General features: G+C 42.1%; 17 protein-coding genes. 10 read left to right on the top strand and 7 right to left on the bottom strand.

Annotated features, from left to right (window positions below):
- Positions 1–374: 374 nt before the first annotated feature.
- Entirely contained in the window at positions 375–914 is a 540-nt protein-coding gene (locus ACFO4R_RS05895) for a hypothetical protein (RefSeq protein ID WP_379788124.1), read from the bottom strand.
- A gap of 169 nt (positions 915–1,083) precedes the next feature.
- Here ACFO4R_RS05895 and lepB point away from each other — a divergent pair, with 169 nt between their 5' ends.
- Both lepB and ACFO4R_RS05885 read left to right on the top strand, forming a co-directional pair.
- A complete protein-coding gene (lepB, locus tag ACFO4R_RS05890; RefSeq protein ID WP_379788123.1) occupies positions 1,084–1,632 on the top strand; it encodes a signal peptidase I in 549 nt (182 codons plus the stop codon).
- Positions 1,633–1,650: 18 nt separating this feature from the next.
- Positions 1,651–3,291, top strand: coding sequence for a nucleoside kinase (locus ACFO4R_RS05885; protein WP_379788122.1), 1,641 nt, complete (start codon positions 1,651–1,653; stop codon positions 3,289–3,291).
- Positions 3,292–3,465: 174 nt separating this feature from the next.
- Here the strand turns inward: ACFO4R_RS05885 and ACFO4R_RS05880 are convergent, their stop codons facing one another.
- The 3 genes from ACFO4R_RS05880 to murC form a co-directional block, all read right to left on the bottom strand.
- Positions 3,466–4,164 (bottom strand): transglycosylase domain-containing protein, encoded by a 699-nt coding sequence (locus tag ACFO4R_RS05880; protein ID WP_379788121.1) that lies wholly within the window; start codon positions 4,162–4,164, stop codon positions 3,466–3,468.
- Between the two features lie 75 nt (positions 4,165–4,239).
- Entirely contained in the window at positions 4,240–5,739 is a 1,500-nt protein-coding gene (locus ACFO4R_RS05875) for a Ppx/GppA phosphatase family protein (RefSeq protein ID WP_379788120.1), read from the bottom strand.
- Between the two features lie 195 nt (positions 5,740–5,934).
- Complete coding sequence (murC, locus tag ACFO4R_RS05870; RefSeq protein ID WP_379788119.1) at positions 5,935–7,287, bottom strand: UDP-N-acetylmuramate--L-alanine ligase; 1,353 nt, start codon at positions 7,285–7,287, stop codon at positions 5,935–5,937.
- A gap of 1,101 nt (positions 7,288–8,388) precedes the next feature.
- Here murC and purR point away from each other — a divergent pair.
- The 8 genes from purR to rsmI all read left to right on the top strand — a co-directional run bounded on the left by purR (position 8,389) and on the right by rsmI (position 14,580).
- On the top strand, positions 8,389–9,204 hold the full coding sequence (gene purR / locus ACFO4R_RS05865) for a pur operon repressor (RefSeq protein WP_379788118.1): 816 nt from the start codon (positions 8,389–8,391) through the stop codon (positions 9,202–9,204).
- Positions 9,205–9,419: 215 nt separating this feature from the next.
- The gene (spoVG, locus tag ACFO4R_RS05860; protein WP_379788117.1) at positions 9,420–9,731 is read left to right on the top strand and encodes a septation regulator SpoVG; all 312 of its coding nucleotides are present in this window, start codon (positions 9,420–9,422) and stop codon (positions 9,729–9,731) included.
- A gap of 147 nt (positions 9,732–9,878) precedes the next feature.
- Positions 9,879–10,256 carry a RidA family protein gene (locus tag ACFO4R_RS05855; protein WP_379788115.1) on the top strand — a complete coding sequence of 126 codons (378 nt, stop codon included), beginning with the start codon at positions 9,879–9,881 and terminating at the stop codon, positions 10,254–10,256.
- Positions 10,257–10,697: 441 nt separating this feature from the next.
- Positions 10,698–11,375, top strand: a complete 678-nt coding sequence (locus ACFO4R_RS05850) for a dTMP kinase (RefSeq protein WP_379788114.1) — start codon at positions 10,698–10,700, stop codon at positions 11,373–11,375.
- On the top strand, positions 11,372–12,118 hold the full coding sequence (locus tag ACFO4R_RS05845; RefSeq protein WP_379788113.1) for a hypothetical protein: 747 nt from the start codon (positions 11,372–11,374) through the stop codon (positions 12,116–12,118). The genes ACFO4R_RS05850 and ACFO4R_RS05845 overlap by 4 nt, the downstream gene beginning before the upstream one ends.
- Positions 12,115–12,999 (top strand): PSP1 domain-containing protein, encoded by an 885-nt coding sequence (locus ACFO4R_RS05840; RefSeq protein ID WP_379788112.1) that lies wholly within the window; start codon positions 12,115–12,117, stop codon positions 12,997–12,999. Before ACFO4R_RS05845 ends, ACFO4R_RS05840 begins: the two co-directional genes overlap by 4 nt.
- A 2-nt stretch (positions 13,000–13,001) precedes the next feature.
- A complete protein-coding gene (locus ACFO4R_RS05835; protein ID WP_379788111.1) occupies positions 13,002–13,766 on the top strand; it encodes a tRNA1(Val) (adenine(37)-N6)-methyltransferase in 765 nt (254 codons plus the stop codon).
- 1 nt (position 13,767) lies between these two features.
- A complete protein-coding gene (gene rsmI / locus ACFO4R_RS05830; RefSeq protein ID WP_379788110.1) occupies positions 13,768–14,580 on the top strand; it encodes a 16S rRNA (cytidine(1402)-2'-O)-methyltransferase in 813 nt (270 codons plus the stop codon).
- A 538-nt stretch (positions 14,581–15,118) separates the two neighbouring features.
- Here the strand turns inward: rsmI and ACFO4R_RS05825 are convergent.
- The 3 genes from ACFO4R_RS05825 to codY form a co-directional block, all read right to left on the bottom strand.
- Positions 15,119–16,582, bottom strand: a complete 1,464-nt coding sequence (locus ACFO4R_RS05825) for an aminoacyl-histidine dipeptidase (RefSeq protein ID WP_379788109.1) — start codon at positions 16,580–16,582, stop codon at positions 15,119–15,121.
- A gap of 86 nt (positions 16,583–16,668) precedes the next feature.
- Complete coding sequence (locus ACFO4R_RS05820; RefSeq protein ID WP_379788108.1) at positions 16,669–17,925, bottom strand: replication-associated recombination protein A; 1,257 nt, start codon at positions 17,923–17,925, stop codon at positions 16,669–16,671.
- Positions 17,926–18,415: 490 nt separating this feature from the next.
- Entirely contained in the window at positions 18,416–19,204 is a 789-nt protein-coding gene (gene codY / locus ACFO4R_RS05815) for a GTP-sensing pleiotropic transcriptional regulator CodY (protein ID WP_379788107.1), read from the bottom strand.
- Positions 19,205–19,224: the final 20 nt, after the last annotated feature.

Raw genomic sequence — 19,224 nt, 5'->3', positions numbered from 1 at the left:
GAGCAGTTCATTTGGCATCGATCGTTTTATGGTTAAGATGCCTTGTTTAATTTGTGTAGACACGCTCTAAAGGAGATAAAAAAACGCGGGCAGAAGACTTTGAAACAAGACTCTGCCTGCGTTTTCATAATACCGAGGGAGCATCTTCGATACTATTTCTCGAAGAAAGCTGTTTATATTTGTCTCATACTATTTTCCAATAGAAGTATGGATATATCTGTTTTTCAACCCACGAAAAATCGGTTTATCTTCTATGGATCACAGATTGTTTATATCTACAATTCAAAGGAAGAATAGTATCAATCGTCAAAACAAAGGATTTTCGCTCTAAATAAGTCGCACCATCGACTGTTCGAACGGTAGCGGTATAAGAATTATTGAACGGTGAGCAGTTCCAAAAGTTCTTCCTCGGGCATATTCTTAGGAATACGAAATCTTCCCGCCTTAAACTTTTTAGGCGGTTCGGCTTCTTCCATTGCTTGTAAAAAAGCTTGTGCATCGTGTATCAACCTTAGGGCCAAGAGATCTGAGACCACTTTTTCATTCGAAGAATCTTCTTTGATCACAAAGTTTATTGTGGGAGAATCGGGGTTTGGGGAAGAGATTTTAATATATTCCCTCTCCTCTTCCTGCTTCTGTGCCTCAAAGGAAGTTTTTACTTCTTTGGATCCTGTATGTTCTTCCTCTTTTGCTGTGGCCGCTTGCTGTTCTTCCAAGATTCTTTTGGCTTCACTGAGGGAGTTGTCAGGCGAAGAAGGGAGCTCTTGGCCGAAAAAGAGACTCAAGAGGAAGGAAGAGCCCTGAGGGAACCAGGGTTTTAACTCCCGACCGACAAAGAACACAACACAGATAACGATCAGCAGGGATACCATAATATCACTTGTACTGTAAATAAAATCTTTGATCTTTTTCATATCCTAATTTCATCTCCTCTGTTCTCGTAGTTTATTGTAACCCTTTTTTGTAAGATATCCAACAAGATGTAAAAATCAATATGTAAAAAAAATGTGTAAAAATTATTTCAAATCGGTATTGTGTGGTAAAATAAAAGGTAGTGTAAAATAAAACTTACGGAGGAGTCATATGAGTCAAAACATCAAAAAAGAACTGATCGAATGGATAAAGGTCATTGTCATTGCAGGAATACTGGCGGTGACCATCACTCACTTTATAAAGCCTACCATTGTAAAGGGAGTATCGATGTATCCGACATTACAACCGAACGATTATTTGATCATGAACAGAGTTGCATATAAGAACAAACCGATCGAGTACCTTGATGTGATCGTCTTTGAGTCTGAACTTTTATTGGACCAGAGTGATCCGCAGAGGAAGAAGGACTTGGTAAAGAGGGTGATCGGGCTTCCCGGAGATCATATCTCTGTGAAGGATGGGGATGTGTACCGAAATGATAAAAAGTTGGAGGAGCCCTATATTAAAGATGGAGTGACGGATAGGGATATCGAAGCGGATGTACCTGAAGGTCATGTGTTCGTGATGGGAGATAACAGGCTTAACAGCAGTGACAGTCGCGATGAGGATGTAGGGATGGTCAATGAGGATGTGATTATCGGAAAGGTCATCATCCGTCTGTTTCCCTTCAACAAGATCACAACAAACTTTTTAAACTGATGGGGAGTGGAGGATTTTATGAAAATTCTTGCATCAAAGTCGGAACCTGTAAATTTGGAACAGTATTGGAAGAGGGAAAGTGAGCTTTTTTCCACTAAGGCGATGGCTGCGATTGTGGACGGACGGCTTCGCCCCTTGGATCATACTATTGTTAAGGATGCGGAAGTAGAATATATCGATATTACAAACAAGGACGGTAAGCGTATCTATATGACCTCGCTTACCTTTCTACTGATAAAGTGTTTTCACGAACTTTTTGAAAACGCGGAGATCACGTTGAAACATTCTCTGCTGAAGGGAAATTATTTTAGGGTTCACTATAAGAGAGCTCTTAAGGCAAAAGATATCTGTGCCCTTGAAGAGAGGATGAGGGAATATGTCAAAAAAGATGCTCCGATCGAGAGGATCTATTATTCTTCCGAGAAAATCGAAGAGATAGAGAAGCAGGGAGACAGCCCCTTCTCCCTGGACCTGATTCGCTATAAAGACTCAAAGGATGCGTATATTTACAAATTGGGTGATATGCAAAGTTATTATTACGGTTATACGGTCCCTTCAACCTCTTACCTGGACGTATTTTCGCTCAAACTTTATGGAGGAGGCATCGTGCTTCTCGGACCGTCGGTCGATCGAATCAAGGTCCCGACGAAGTTTTTTCCTCAGCCGAAGCTGTTCCAAGTTTACAAAGAAGCTGCAGCTTGGGGAGAGGTTATGGAAGTACGCAATGTCAGTGAATTGAATCGTTCCATTGAAAGTGGGGATTATCGGGAGATGATCCGTATCACGGAAGCGGCTCATGAAAAAAAGATCTGTGAGATTGCCGATATGATCCTCAAAAACAGGGAGAAGGGCAGATTGATCCTGATTTCGGGACCATCGAGTTCAGGAAAGACGAGTTTTGCACATCGGTTGGAAGTACAACTGAAGGTAAACGGATTAAAACCGATCACCATCTCAATGGATAACTACTTTGTTGAGAGAGAAGAAACACCTCTGGATGAGAATGGGGAATATGATTTCGAGTCGGTGCACGCGATTGATATTGCCTTGTTCAACGAACATATGGAGAGGATCATTTCCGGAGAAGAAGTCATTATTCCCGAATTTGATTTTATCGAAGGGAAAAAACGTTATCATGAGAGCAATCGAATGGTGGTGGATGAAGATCAACCGATCATCCTGGAGGGGATTCACGGCTTAAATCCTATGTTGACCAAAGACATCCCCGACGGAAACAAGTTTCGGATCTATGTCAGTCCATTGACCCAGCTCAACCTCGATGACCACAATAAAATCTCTACTTCGGACCTGAGAATGATCAGGCGTCTGGCAAGAGATACAAGAACGAGGGGAAAGAGTATACAGACCGTTATCAGTGCCTTTGATAAACTAAGAAAGGGCGAAGATAAATACATCTTCCCATATCAGGAGAATGCGGATGTGATGTTTAACTCGGCACTTATCTATGAACTTTGTGTTTTAAAAAAGACGGTTTATCCCATGCTCTCGTCTATCGTGGTCAATGATCCGGTATTTGTAGAGACGAAACGTCTGGAGAAGTTTTTGCAGTTTTTTGACCCTATAGAAGATGAGAGGGACATTCCTCCGACCTCTTTGTTGAGAGAATTTATCGGAGGTTCCACCTTGGTGGAAGAATAGATAATACTACTATTCTTTTGAATAGTGGATATAAACAATCTGTGAGCTATAGAAGACAACATAGTTTTTCGTCATTGAAAAATAGATATATCCACACTTCTATTGAAAAATAGTATAACACAGAAAAATAAGCTTGTTGATGTCGATCCTGAAATTCGCCACAACAAGCTTTTCTTATTTTCGGAAGCCTTCAAAGTCTTCTTTGGATATCGTTCGGGTATCGAGCATGGCTTCGAGGACCTCTTGCTGTCTTCTTTGAGCTCCCGTATAGTTTTTGGAAAGGGAGAGGAGACTGGGAGCGTTAGGCAACCCGGCTAAGAGACTGGCTTCATTCAAAGTGAGCTCTTTGGGAGTTTTGTGAAAATAGCCGTGAGATGCTTGAGAGATTCCGTAGTACCCATCTCCGTAATAGATGATGTTAACATAAAGTTCCAAGATCTCTTCTTTGGACAAAAGATTTTCCAATTCATGTGCAAGATAAAATTCTGCAAGTTTGCGTGATAAACTTCGTTTGTGGTTGAAATACATATTTTTGGCAAGTTGTTGGGTGATGGTGCTTCCACCTTCGCTGAGTCTTCCGCGTCGTACGTTTCGGGTCACAGCACGCATCAGAGCAAGATAATCTACTGCTCCGTGTTTGTAAAACCTTCTGTCTTCAATGGAATAGATGGCATTCAAAAAATCGGGACTGATGTCTTTATAAAGGACATAGTCTTTTTGGGAACGAAGAGTTTCAACTTTTGACAGCACAGGTTCCTTTTGGACAATCTCAGAGTAGAGAAAATAGCCGTAGGAAGCCATAGAGAGTAAGATCAAAGCGGGTAGGAGGGCGATCGCTTTTAGAAAGGATCGAAGAATTGTTTTAGAAGTCATTGCGCATCAATCTCCTTATATAATGGAGGCCATTGAAGTACATACAATGGCCGTTTGAACAGTTCATTTGAAAAATTATTTAAGAATAAGATCCTTGCCTATGACTCGTTTAAAATCGGACAAAAGAAGCTCCGCATCACGTAATTCCATATCGGGATAGGTAGAAGCGGACAAGTCCATGATGACCTCGGTATCCGTGATTGTGAAGTCGATATTTTTGACAACGTTATCCATCCTTTTGTCCAAGGACTCCGAGAGTTTTAAGATCACTCCCAGTTTTTCAATAATGGAGATATCCTTTTTTGTCAACAGAGAAGAGTATTTTTCAAAGTCGACATAGGAGTTGTTTTTCCTGTGGAAAGAAGCGGTGTAGGCACTCATCAACAGTTCTTTATGAGAAAGACCGCAGATCGGTGCATTCAAAATCACCCAGAAAGAGTGATGATGATGGTTGTAGTAGTTGATGATGATTCCACTGTCGTGAAGCAGGGCACTGGTATTGACAATATTGTTCAGGTCAATGTCACTGACGTCATCCATATCGAGATAGGGCTTCAGATTCATAAAAATCTCCATGGAAAGCCACCGGATCTGGAAGGCGTGCAGGGCATCGAGCTCCATGATCTTGAGGATGTTTTCGATTGAGTGCATCAGGGGACTGCGTATAATCAGGATCTTGCTCTCCAGAAGATAGTCGTAGAAGACCCCGTATTTGACATCCTTGCTGCACAGACAAAGAGAACCTTTATTCAGAGCCTTCATCAGTTCCGAAACAAAGAAGAGTTGGGAGCGAAAACTGTTTCGGTTGTGTTCGAAAAAGCCCTCCCAGTGTTTCAACTGTGAAGGAGAAGAAGAACCGCTCTTTTGATACATGTCATCTATCTGCTCGAGGGAAGTGGTATATCCGTGAAGGATATCCAAAGGATAGGAGCTTTCGATGATGGAGATCTTGGCCATCTGTTCCATAAATTCTCCAATCGATACGACCGGAAGATCTTGGACATCTTCCAACCAAGGAATGGTCGAAAGGATGGAAGCGACTTCTAAGCGGATCTGCTCTTCGGAAAAAGAAGGATCGAAGTTTTTCGGATCGAGAGCTTCGACAGAAACGGAAAAATAAGCCTCCTGCTTTCGGTTCTTCATCCGGATCAACTGTAGTTGGTTTCCTACAAGGCCCATGATCAACGCATTTTCATATCCTGTAAAAGCTGAAACGGACAGATAATTGTAATACGCCTCTTTTTCTCGGTTTATGACCTGTATATCGAGATCGATCCTCTTTTGGATCAGATCAACAATGATATCGCAATTGGTGGCACTTCGCAAAGCATCTCCCGCGATCGTAATGATACGGCTTATCTTCTTCGAATCGCAGATGGTTTTATAGTTTTTTAAGATGTTGATCAGCGAGGAGATGTTGTTGCTGAGGATGTTCCCGTTGGAATCAAGATGCTCCGTCATCTTGATCGCTTCCGTATATTCTTCCACAAGATTATAAGCGTTGTTTTTATTAAGTTTTATCTGGATCATCTTGACGGAATCAGAACAGATATGAATAATAGCGATTGTTTCCATTTTTATTACCCGATCTTATTTTTTATACTATTACCTGTTTGAATGATCGATATCAGTGACTTATCCCCTAAGGAATAGTATGTTCTGGTGACAGTTAAAGTCGATATCTCTATCCTTTGATCGGATCATAGTATTTGACAAAAATAAGATATTCTCCTTTCTACAAAATGATTTTATGTCATTGAACAAGTTGATTTAAATCTTTGATGTCAGATATTCTCCCACCTTATATACGTCGCCCGCTCCTATGGTAAAGATCACATCGTTGTTTCCTATGAAGGAGCGGAGGTAGGATTCGATCTCATCCGAGTTTTGGAAATACAGGGCTTCTTTTCCATTTTCTACGATCTTGTCGACCAGCTGCTTAGACGAAACCAAACCGTCATCGACTTCTCTTGAAGCGTAGATATCCGTGATGATGATAACGTCCGCATCCGAAAAAGAAGAGGCGAAGTCGGAGAGTAACTCCCTGGTTCGACTGTAAGTATGAGGTTGAAAAATAGAGACGACTTTATTTGCATTCAAATATCGGCTTGCCGACAGAGTTGCTTTGATCTCTGAGGGGTGGTGGGCATAATCGTCATAGACGCTGGCACCGTGATAGGTACCTTTGTATTCAAAACGGCGTCCTACACCTTTGTATAACGAAATTCCTCTCTTTACATCCTCTTCTTCCAAGCCGTTTAAAATTGCAGTCATGATTGCAGCGGAAGCGTTGAAGATGTTGTGAGAGCCGGGAACGTGCAGTTCAAAGGGACCCATAAGTTTCCCTCTAAAGTCGAGGGAGAATGTCGCTTGACCCTGTTCATTGAAACGGATCGAACGGATAACGGCATCGTTGCCCTCCTCCATACCGAAGTAGACGGTGTTTTCAATATCTCTTGTCGCCAAACGCACGTTTTCATCATCCCCATTGGCAATCACATAGCCATTTTGTTTCACATTTAGAGAAAAGCGGTGGAAGGAGGAGATGATGTGATCCAGATCCTTAAAATAATCCAAGTGATCCGCTTCAATGTTGAGAATCAAGGCGAAGGTGGGGAACAGATCCAAGAAACTGTCACAGTATTCGCAAGCTTCCGTAATAAAGTTGGAGCTGTTTCCGATCCTGTAATTGCCGTTGATATCTTGTAAGTTCCCTCCGACAAGAATGGTGGGATCCATGGACAAGTTGGAATAGATCACGGAGATCATTGAAGTCGTGGAAGTTTTACCGTGAGTTCCCGAGATCGCAATGGAATTTGAATACTTACTCATAACCATCCCCAAAAACTCGGAACGCGTCATCATCCTAATGCCCGAATCATTAGCCGCAATCCACTCGGGATTATCGGGATGGATCGCTGCCGTATAAACGATTAAATCAATGTCCTTTGTAATATTGTCGGCTTTCTGCTCAAGGTTGATCAAAGCACCTTTGGATTTCAGATCTTCGACAAGAGGGCTGTTTTGCACATCCGAACCTGAAACAGTGTAGTTTAAGTTCAAGCAGACATTAGCCAGACCGCTCATGCTGATTCCGCCTATACCGATAAAATGTATCTTCATTGATTTTATGCACCCTTTCAATATATACCGAACGCTAAAAAGACAAGCCTTTGCAAACAGGATACGACCGTCAGAGGAAAGGGCTTGTTTCGTAACTTTGCAGTACAACTACTATAAATTAAAGTATTTCAAATTATTATACCATAATTGAGAAAAGAATAGTATGTTTTTGTGGGATTTTATGTTTCTCTTCCTATATTTTAGACACTGACAGAACAAGTTCCTAAAGTTACAAACGATAAGAAGTTATTTTTTTGGATATCCTTATGTTGAAATGCCCGAAATATAACACTATGATTCCTTTGAGTTGTGGATATAAATGTTGTGTAACTGATAGAAAATAAAAGGATTTTCGTAATCGCAGAATAAATATATCCAAACCTCTATTGGACAATAGTATAAGAGGAATGATCTCCGTTGAAAATAAGAAAAACGGATCCGAATAACGCTCAGACAAGGTATGCGTTCAAAGGCAAAGAGGTCTCGCGATAATAGGAGAATGAAAGAGAGTGGTCTTATCGCCTCGGTAGAGTTCGGGTGTTGTTCTTCCTTCTTACGAAAAACAGTTTAGACAAAAAAGATGTCAATACAAGTGAATATACGGCTTCTATTTTTTGTTAATTCGTGCTATTATATAAGAAATATTCTTTTAAAAAAGATTTTTCTTCGAGTGTAACGTGTAATACTGTTGTTCCTTGCAGTATTGGCATTGGTAGTTTGTACTTCGTGGAAGACGAAATGAGGTTTTGTAGTCGCACAATAGATGATACAAGTGTTCTGTTGAATAATAGTATCGAGTTTTAAGAGGTTCGTCACAGATGACAGGAAGAGGGGGTCGAATCCTTAAGTACCTTGCTTTGAACTTTGAAACATCGATGTACATACGAGGCTTATAAAAGGAGAAGGTTGAAATAACCGATTGTGAACAAACACAATATGGCATCTTTTCCGCTTTCTTTTTTTCGAGGAAAACAAAAGTTGTGTAGAATAAAGCGTTTCGGAGGTTTTGTTGTTTGGTTGGGGAAGGACCGTCATCCGAATTTTCGATCAATGCAGTATTTCTTAAATCGATTTCGAATGTGTTTTCGGAGGTGGAAGGTTATGAAGATAAAAAAAACGGAACGGATCGCCGCTATTGTAAAGATGCTTTTGGATAACCCTAACAACATCTATACTCTGGGCTATTTTTCGGATACGTTTCATACGGCAAAGTCGACGCTCAGCGAAGATATCGTAGTGGTAAAGAACATATTTGAGAAACTGAAGTTGGGAAAGATCTTAACGATCGCCGGTGCAGCCGGAGGGATCAAGTACATTCCTTACCTTTCCAAAGACAAGGCACTGACGTTTTTGGAAGAACTCTGTAGACAGATCGAGCTTCCCGAACGCCAATTAGTTGGAGATTTTCTCTATCTGATTGATCTGATCTACGATCCCGTCTATACGCGCAAGATAGGGGAGGTCTTTGCTTCGGTTCTGGATTACAGCCGTACGGATTACGTTGTTACGATTGAAACCAAAGGGATACCTATGGCACATATGACCGCCGCCGCTATGAATATTCCTTTGTTAATCATAAGAAAGAATATAAAGGTCTCGGAGGGACCGACTGTGAGCATCAACTACCTTTCGGGTACCAGCGGCTCGATTCAGAGTATGTCTTTGTCCAGGAAGTCTATAAAACCGAACTCCAAGGTTATCCTGATCGACGATGTGATGCGACGGGGAGGGACTTTGAAAGGGATGGAAGAATTGATGAAAGAGTTCAATGCCCGTGTGGTTGCGAAAGGAGTATTTATGGAAGTAAACCCCGGAGAAGATAAGGAGATCAAAGACCACACCTCCCTGATCCATATGATCCAAAAAGATGGACAACGTACCATCCGGGTAAACGAAGACTTGTTTGTTCACCTCTAATATTTGTAAAATTTCAATCAATTAGATAGAAAAATTCATCGTAGAAGAAAGAATAGTACAGAATAATAAAAATATATAAAAAAATGAAGGAACTTTTTGTTTTTTGTAGAAATATAATTATTAAGTAAAGTGTACTTTTTTGTGGTGGAGTATAGGTACAGTTACTTAGACATTTGGATTTTTTATTTCAACAAAAAGTGAAGGAGTGACGCATTTTGGAAATTACAGACGTAAGGGTAAGGAAACTTTCCGATGAAGGAAAACTGAGAAGTATCGTATCGGTTACCTTGGATAACTGTTTTGTGATCCATGATATTAAGTTGATCGAAGGGCAAAACGGACTTTTTATCGCCATGCCGAGCAGAAAGGTTGCGGAAGGAAAGTACAGAGACATTGTTCATCCAATCAATTCAGATATGAGGCAGGAATTGCAGGATGAGATTTTGAAGGCTTATGAGGAAGCAAAGGAGAGGTTGGAGGTCGCCGAAGATCTTGAAAATGAGTTTGTTTCAGAGTTTTCGGAGTAAGAGATCAAGGATACAAATAAAGGACTACTTATTTTTTAAAAAAACGGATTGAAATCGAAAAGATGATGATATATGATAGAAAGCATATTGAAAGATATGCTTTTTGTCATATATAAAGCAAAATTAGAATCAGAAAGGATGAATCGTATGCAAAAAAAACAAATCACCTCTAAAAACGCTCCTGCGGCAATAGGACCTTATTCTCAAGCTGTTCGTGTGGGAGATTTGATCTACACCTCGGGGCAACTTCCGATCAATGTAGAAACGGGAGAAATGGAGACCGATGTTAGAGCCGCAACGGTCGCTTCGCTTAAAAATATAGAATCGATTTTAAAGGAAGAGGGCTCCGACCTGTCCAAGGTAGTCAAGACAACGGTTTTTATCAAGAATATGGACGATTTCGGCACTGTAAATGAAGCATATGCCGAATTTTTTGAAGGAATCGCTCCCGCAAGATCTTGCGTAGAAGTCGCAAGACTCCCCAAAGACGCGGTTCTGGAGATCGAAGCGGTTGCCCATGCCTAAAGACTTAAGGCTGTAGGAGGGGGGTGTCGAAGAAGGGAAGGTCCTAAGCCGGGCTTTCCGGGTGGGTATCGAACTGAAAGATATTTTCTTCATCCTATCTCGAATCGTTCGGTTTTCAAGAAAACGTACAAAAAGTATCCCGTAAGATGATACAGATCTGTGTCGTCCTTAGGGGTACTTCTTTTTTTTGACAATTTTTTTATATACATAAAGAAGGTATTTTATAGTATAATGATATGGTACGAAAAAGATACCGCGATGAGCTGAACTTCAGAGAAGTATCGACGCAAAACCTATGCTGCTGAAATTTTATTTAGAGACCGGATGTAAAGGCGGTATAAAGGTCAAAGCGAATCGGTCGATACCGAATTATATGATCGGACAGTTCAAACAGGTAACGGTAAAGACTATATTGGATTATAACGGGAGTGTTTTATAGAAATGGGCAAGTTGATTGCGATTGAAGGAACGGACGGTTCGGGCAAGCAGACGCAGGCACAGATGTTGTTTGAATATTTGTCCGCAGAGGGAGTAAGATGTAAGAAGATCGGATTTCCGAACTATCAAAGCGAGTCATCTGCTCTTGTAAAGATGTATCTGAGGGGAGAATTCGGCAAGAATGCCGATGCCGTAGATCCGAAGATCGCTTCTATATTTTTTGCCGGAGATCGCTATGCATCGTGGAAGACGGTTTGGGAAGAATGTTATCGTGAGAGCGGTATCATCCTCACGGACCGGTATGTAATGTCGAACTTGATCCATCAGGCTGCAAAACTTGATTTGTATGAAGAAAGACTTGCGTTTAAGCGGTGGTTGGAGGAGCTCGAATACGGCATTTTCTCTCTTCCAAGGCCTGATCTTGTCTTCTATCTCCATATGGACATAGAAGCATCTTTTGCCTTGATGGAAAACAGGAACAATAAGTTTTCGGGTCAAGCGGACAAAGATATTCACGAGAGGGACAGGGAGTATATGAAGAGATCTTATCAATGTGCTGAACTTTTCAGCCGAATCGATTCGTGGCATAGGATCGAGTGTTTGAAGGATGGAGAGATAAGAACAAGAGAAGAGATCCATCAGGAGTTGGTCAGAATCTTGAAAGAGGAACGGATAGTATGAGGGAACTTCCTTTTGAAAAAGGTAACTTGAATCACGCTTACTTAATAGAAGGGGATGTAGGAGCCAACTTCCAACTCCTTCAGGCTTTTTTAAAAACACGTTTTGGCATCGATTCCGTATTTCATCATGTAGATGCTAAGGTCATAGACTCTTATACCGTCGAGGTACAAGAGATCAGGGAATTGATTCAAGGGGTCTCAATCAAAGCGCACTCAGAGGCGAAGATCTATGTTTTTTTGGAAGCGGACGAGCTTAGTGTCGGGATTCAAAATACTTTGTTGAAGACCTTGGAAGATCCTCCGGATCAGGTCTACTTCTTCCTTCTTTGTAAGAACAGACTTTCTCTTTTGGAAACGGTCATATCTCGCTGTTCTCTTCTTGCGGGAGTTCGGGAAAACAGGATTGACGAGAGGTTAAAGGAGGATTTTTTCACTTTTTTGCAAAAGATTCGAGAAAGGGATGCTCTGGGAATGAGAAAGGTTTTAAAGCAGTATTCCAAACAGAGGGAGGAACTTGCTTCGTGCTTGGACAGTTTCACCGTCCTCTTTGTACGAGTATTGAAGGAGAGGTATCAGCCGGAGCGTTTTGAAGAAGGAGCTTCTTTCTTACACGCAATAAACGGATATTCTCTCATTGAGATCGTTGATATTCTCGATAAGGCAAAAAAGTATATAGAGTCAAATGTCAGTATGAATGCTTCAATTGATTATACGGTTTTAAATATTTTGGAGGTATTGGATTGATAAGAGTGATAGGGATCCGCTTTAAAAAGGCGGGAAAGATATATTATTTTAATCCTCGAGGGATCGAAACGGTCCGGGGAGACAAGGTCATTGTTGAAACGGTTCGAGGAACCGAGATAGGGACGGTAGAAATAGCGGGAAAAGATATTGAGGAGAATAAATTCCCTACGGAATTGAAGTCCGTGCTTAGGAAGGCTACCCAAGAAGATTGTTTGAAGGATGAAGAGAATAAGAGGCTTGCTATTCAAGCGGGAGATATCTTCAACCAAAAGACACTCAAGCATCAGTTGGATATGAAACTCATCGATTCGGAATATACCTTTGATCGCAGCAAGTTGATCTTTTATTTTATCGCGGAAGGCAGGATCGATTTTCGCGAGCTGGTAAAAGATCTTGCCGCTGTGTTTCGAACTAGAATCGAACTTAGACAGATCGGAGTGCGCGATGAGGCCAAAACTCTTGGAGGAATCGGATGTTGTGGGAAGAAACTTTGTTGTTCTACATGGCTGGGAGATTTTCAATCCGTGTCAATCAAGATGGCGAAGGATCAGAACCTCTCTTTAAATCCCACAAAGATCTCGGGGATCTGCGGAAGACTGTTCTGTTGTTTGAACTATGAACACGAAACCTACGAAGGGATCCTTGCACGGATGCCCAACATCGGAAGTCTTGTTGAAACACCGGACGGAAAGGGAAAGGTGGTTGATACACGAACCATCTTGGAAGAAGTCAAGGTGCAGTTTGAAGATCGCAAAAATGATACGATAGAAGTGAGGAAGTATTCCTTGGAAGATGTCAAGATTTTACGTCAAACAAGGAAGCACAAGCAGTATGCGGAAGAAGTGGATGAGAAAGAACTGAAGAAGTTGTTGGAAGATTAGGAGTGAATATCATAGAAGAGGTAGTTTTGTCACAGACACAGAGGGTGGACGATTTGGGTGTCTGCTCTCTAAAAATTATTCAAGACAAAAGCGGCTTTTGTTTTGGAGTCGATGCGGTTCTTCTTGCCAATTTTACGAAAATGAGAAAGGGGTATATCGGTGCCGATCTGGGAACAGGAACGGGGATCATCCCCCTTCTTCTCTTGGGGAAGAGCGAAGTAGCAAAGATCTATGCTTTTGAGATCCAGGAGGAAGTCGCCTCTATGGCACGCAAGAGTTTCGAACTCAACTCACTGGAAGACAGGGCAGAGGTCATTTGTGATAATCTAAAGAGGGTGGCGGATTATCTCGAGCCTTCCAGTTTGGATTTTGTGGTGAGCAATCCTCCGTATATGAAGGCGGACGGAATGCAAAACACAAATGAGAAAAAGAGGATCTCAAGGCATGAGGTTGCCTGTACCTTGGAAGATGTTTTCGTTTCAGCCTCATACCTTCTAAAGGAGCAGAGAAGTTTCTATTTGGTACATCGCCCCAACAGACTTTGTGACATCTTCGAGTTGTCGAGAAAGTATTCTTTGGAGCCCAAGGAGATGAGATTCATATATCCCTATCCGGGAAAGGCTGCGAACCTGTTGCTCCTGAAGATGGTCAAGAACGGCAGGCCGGATCTCAAGATGTTGCCTCCGCTTTATCTCTATGATGAAAACCGCATGGAGAACGAAGAACTTCAAAGCATCTATTACAGTACCGGATTGGAGGAGGAGTAAGTTGCTATATATCTGTCCCACCCCAATCGGAAACTTGGAAGATATTACGATCCGAGTCCTCAATGTATTGAAAAAGGCGGATGTGATCGCCTGTGAGGACACCAGGCACTCAAAGCGACTGCTCAGTTATTATGAGATCCGCAAACCTCTGATCAGCCTGCATGAACACAACGAAAAAAAAAGGAGCGAAGAAGTTATGTCCCTGTTGCGGTCGGGGAAGGAGGTCGCTTTTATCTCGGATGCCGGAATGCCGGGGATCCAGGATCCGGGTTATTTTCTTATTCAAACGGCGGTCAAAGAAGGACTGGAATACACAGTCCTTCCGGGAGCAAGTGCCGCCATAACCGCCTTGGTAGCCTCCAACCTTGCAAGCAAGGAGTTTTTCTTTGAAGGGTTTTTGCCGAGAAAGGCAGGAGAACAAAAGCAGAGGCTGAAGGTTTTGAAAGGTCTGCAAGTGCCCTTCATCCTCTATGAAGCGCCCGGCAGGGTCTCATCGACGTTGAAAAATGCACTGGAAGTTTTGGGAGATCGGAAGATAGCGGTCTTAAGAGAACTGACCAAGATACATGAAGAATACCTTCACACCACCTTATCGGAGTATCTCATCTTGGAAAACAAGGTGGAAAAAGGGGAGTTTGTCCTTATTATAGAAGGTGCGACTCAAGGGGAAAAAGTCTATTTGGAGGAAGAGATCGTCGCCCTGTTAAAACATCATATCGAAGAAGGATCTAGCAGAAAGGATGCGGTCAAAAAGGTAATGGAACTGACCGGCCTTCCTAAAAACAAAATCTATCCCCTGTCTCTTGATTTGTAGAAGTGTTGTTGTTTGCATCTGTCGTTGTATAGCGAAAAATAAAAATGGAAGTTTGCGAAAACCAAAAACCTTCCTCACCTTATTTTTAAGGGGGAAGGTTTTTGCTAGTCTGTTTTCTTATAGGATGGCTCTGTACTTTGAAATCGATCGAGTTTTTTAAGCTTCAAATCATAGTATTATTCATTTAACGGTGTATTAATACTATTCTTCGATAGAAGTATGGTTATACTGTTTTGCAACCGCGAAAATTCGTTTTCTCTTCTATAGAGTGTAAATCGTTGATATCCGTTATTCAAAGGAATAATAGTATAACATTGGCAGGTTAAGTAATTTGAGGTATAGTATCTTTCAAATTATTTTTCGGCAATGATAGATCCCGTATATCTGTCATTTTAAACAGAGAATAGTACGAATCCGGATATCAACGATGCGTGCTCTGTAAGAAACAAAATGGATTTTCCCGGTTTGATACTGAATGTAGCAATATTGTCGCAGAACAAGCGTATGATGCGACAGTTCTGCAAAAGAAGGGAGCTTCTTACAGAGGTTTGTTTATTTTTTTGAGAACCTCGAGAAGAAGGCGGTAAGTTCTTTCGGTAGAAGATATGGAGAGTCTTTCGCTTGGAGTATGGACGTCGTACATCGTCGGACCGAACGAAACCATATCCAGACCGTTCAATTTTTCTTGGAAGATACCGCATTCGACTCCCGCATGGATGGCTGAGGTCTTCATCTCTTTTTGGAAGACTTCCTTGTAAGTTTGTGCAAAGAGATTTCTCAGCTTGGATTCGACTGCGGGAGGCCAAGCCGGGTAGTCCCCTTCCGATGTGAATTTCGCATGGAAGAGATCCGCGAGGACCTTAAGTTGGGAGACGATATGCTCTTTTCGGCTGGTGAGAGAGCTTCGAACCGAGTGTTCAAAGATCGCATATTCGTCCGTGGTAACGAGGACTCCGAGATTTAGTGAAGATTCCACCAAACCGTCTATGATGAAGCTCATCGACTGGATCGAGTTTGGAAGGATCATCATCAGTTGGAGGAGGGAAGTCTTACTCTTTTGGCAGAGGACGAACTTCGTCTCCCGGTTTTCCGTCACGGAGACTTCCATCTTGAAGTCATCTTCTATATTTGTATATTCATTGCGGTATAAGTTCTTCCACTCTTCGCAAAGCTCTTTTAGCTTCTCGACGTTTTTGGTATCGACTGCTATGGTAGCACTTGCGGAACGTGGAATTGCGTTCATTTTTGCTCCGCCCGATATTTCGAAGATCTCGAAGGGGAAGGTGGAATTCAGCTTGTGAAGGAACCTTCCAAGCAAAAGAATCGCATTTGCCCTTCCTTTGTCGATCTCACCTCCGGAGTGGCCACCTTTGAAGTTGTAAAAATCGACCTTACATACACTGTAGTCATCTTCTATCATCGTCCATTCGAGAGGAAGATGTAATTTCGTTCTTATTCCTCCGGCACAGCTGATCAAGAGCTCGCCTTCTTCCTCCGAGTCTATATTGATGAAGTAACGGCCTCTCAGCAAGGAAGCGTCGAGGTTTGTCGCACCTAGAAGACCTGTTTCTTCCTGAACGGTCATAACCGCTTCAAGGGGAGGATGGGCGATGTCGTCGGAATCGAGGATGGATAAGATCATGGCTAAGGCGATCCCGTTATCCGCGCCGAGGGTAGTTTTGTTCGCCTTTAAGAAGTCTCCGTCCAAGACCAGTTCGATAGGGTCTTTCTCGAAGTTATGAGGGCTATCAGGCTCTTTTTCCCAGACCATATCCATATGACCCTGTAAGATGACGGTGGGAGCATTCTCGTATCCTTTAGATGCCTCCTTAAAGATGATGACATTAAAGTACTCATCTTGGATGTAGGCGAGATCCCGATCCTTTGCGAATTCAACGAGGTAGTTGCTTATCTGTTCTTCGTGAAAAGAACCTCTCGGGATCTTTGAGATCTCTTCAAAAAAATGAAAGACCTTATCTTTTTTATCACTGAATAATGACATTGATTTTACTCCTTTCAACTTCAATTATTTTGTATCGATCACTTCAATAATAGTATATAAACGGTACAAATTCAATTACAAGCGCCTTACTTTTTTATTTTTCTGAAATGTTCTGCGATGCCGTTTTCCATCTTATTGTCTTTTCCGTAATAGTATTTGGCGTCTTTCAACGATTCGGGAAGGTAGGTTTGGTCGATGTAAGAGTTCGGATAGTCATGGGGATATTTGTAGTTCAAACCTCGCTCCAAGAGTTTTGCACCGCTGTAATGGGCGTCCTTCAGATGATTGGGAACAGGGTAGTGAGAAACCTTGTCCAAATCGTTCAAAGCAGCATCGATACCGACGATGGCGGAGTTCGACTTGGGAACTCCGGCGAGCAGAATGACGGCCTGTGCAAGAGGAATCCTCGCTTCAGGAAGACCGAGGAAAAACGCCGTATCGACACAGCTTTTTGCGATCGCGGCAGCTTGGGGATAGGCTAGGCCGACATCCTCCGAGGCTATGACCAACAATCGTCTGCAAGCGGAGATCAGGTCTCCCGAACGCAGAAGACGGGCGAGATAGTGCAGGGAAGCATCGATGTCACTGCCTCGGATTGACTTTTGGAAGGCACTCAAGATATCGTAGTGTTCATCGGAGTTTCTGTCATAGAGGACGGTCTTGGTCCCGCATACATTCAGCAGAGTATCCTCATCGATCTTGAGTTGATTGTCTTTACTGTAAAACTCCAACATCGTTCCCAAAGTGTTGAGCGCTTTGCGAAGGTCTCCTCCCGAGAAGTCAATCAGTTTTCCTATGTTTTCATCTTTGTATTCGATTCGGTATCCCTGTTCTTCGAGGTTTTCAATGGCATTGTAGATCCCTTTTTTTACGGCAGGGTTATCAAGGGAATGAAACTCGATGATGGTGCAACGACTTAAGAGGGATTTGTAGATTGAGTGGTAGGGGTTTTCCGTCGTGCTTGCAATCAAAATGATTTCTCCCTTTTCGATGTAGTCGAGAAGGAGTTGTTGCTGCTTCTTATTGAAGTTTTGGATCTCATCGATGTAGATGAGGATGCCCTTGTAGCCGGACAGGGTATTTATTTCGGAAGCGATATCCCGGATATCCTGGGTTTTGGAGTAGGTGGCATTGAGTTTGTAATAGCTCAGGTTCGAGTTGGCGGCAAGGATCTCGGCCACCGTTGTCTTACCGGTTCCCGGAGGTCCGAAAAAGATCAGGTTGATTATTTTTTTCGTCTCGACAAGACGGTTGATCAGCTTGTCTTTGCCTATGATATGTTGTTGTCCCACCACCTGAGAAATATCTTTGGGGCGGATCAGCTCGGCAAAAGGTATGTTCATGGGATGTTCTCCTTATATCAATTATTCATCCTTTCTCTAATTTCCGGAAGGGATGATCCATAGTCATATCTTCCATCCTATATGGAAGTTTTATACCATTTCTCGATGGAAGTGTTGTTATATCTACCTGAAAACACAAAAAATTATTTTATCGCCTATAGGGAAGAAGGGCATTGATATCAAAAATCCAAGCGAATCACAGTCTTATACTGTTTTTCAATAGAAGTGTGGATATATCTATTTTTCGATGACGAAAAACTATGTTGTCTTCTATGGGTCACAGATTGTTTATATCCACTATTCAAAAGAACAGTAGTATTATGTTATGCTCCGCTTCGTTATTTTTATCAACGCTTTGTAGCCCACAGGAGATGAAGCGGATTTTCAAATATATTCCGGTATTAGGCGGGATCAATGTTTGGTGCGGATATATCTTTTCAGGTAAAAAAGAATGCTCGGTGATCGACCGAACATTCTTTTTGATCTTGATTTATTTTAAATACATCTTCTGTTTCTTCATCTCATCCAGAAGTTTGTCGTTCAGTACCTTGATATGGGTTCCTTTCATTCCAAGGGAACGGGATTCAATGACACCGGCACTTTCGAATTTTCGCAAGGCATTGACAATGACGGAACGGGTAATACCGGCCCTGTCTGCGATCTTGCTTGCTACCAGAAGGCCTTCGGTTCCGTTCAATTCGTTGAAAATATGGGTCACAGCCTCCAACTCCGAATAAGATAAGGTTCCTATTGCCATTTGAACAACGGCTTTATTTCGCATCTCTTCTTCAAATTCTTCGCTTTTGGAGCGAAGAATCTCCAGACCGACCACCGTTGCACTATACTCTGCCAAAATAAGATCATCATCACTAAACTCTTTGTCATACCTCGATAGGATCAAAGTCCCAAGTCTCTCTCCGCTTCCTATAATGGGAACGATCGTCGCATACTTGTTGTAGCTTCCGATATCCCCTTTAAAAACGGATAACAGAGCTTCTTTTGTCAGGTTCGATATCGTCTCGGAAGCTTTGTTCACATTGTCGATATAGTCCTGAGGCAATTTCTCTTCGCCGGATTTTTCATCTAAAATGATAGAACTGTCCGCCTCGTGAGTAAAGGAAGACCCCAGCACCTTACCTTTGGAACTCAGGATATAGATATTGGAGTTCAATACTTCGTTTAAGGTATCGCTTAATACGGAGAATGAGACGGGTTTATTTCCGGAATTTTGGAGAAATTTATTGATTTTTCTCGTTTTTTGTAATAACACGCTTGACATACACACACCACCTTAATTTA

Origin of the sequence: Filifactor villosus, assembly GCF_042652965.1 — a bacterium.
GTDB classification, from domain to species: domain Bacteria; phylum Bacillota; class Clostridia; order Peptostreptococcales; family Filifactoraceae; genus Filifactor; species Filifactor villosus.
Note: the sequence above shows the minus strand (reverse complement) of the source record. Positions and strands in the feature narration are given on the sequence as shown.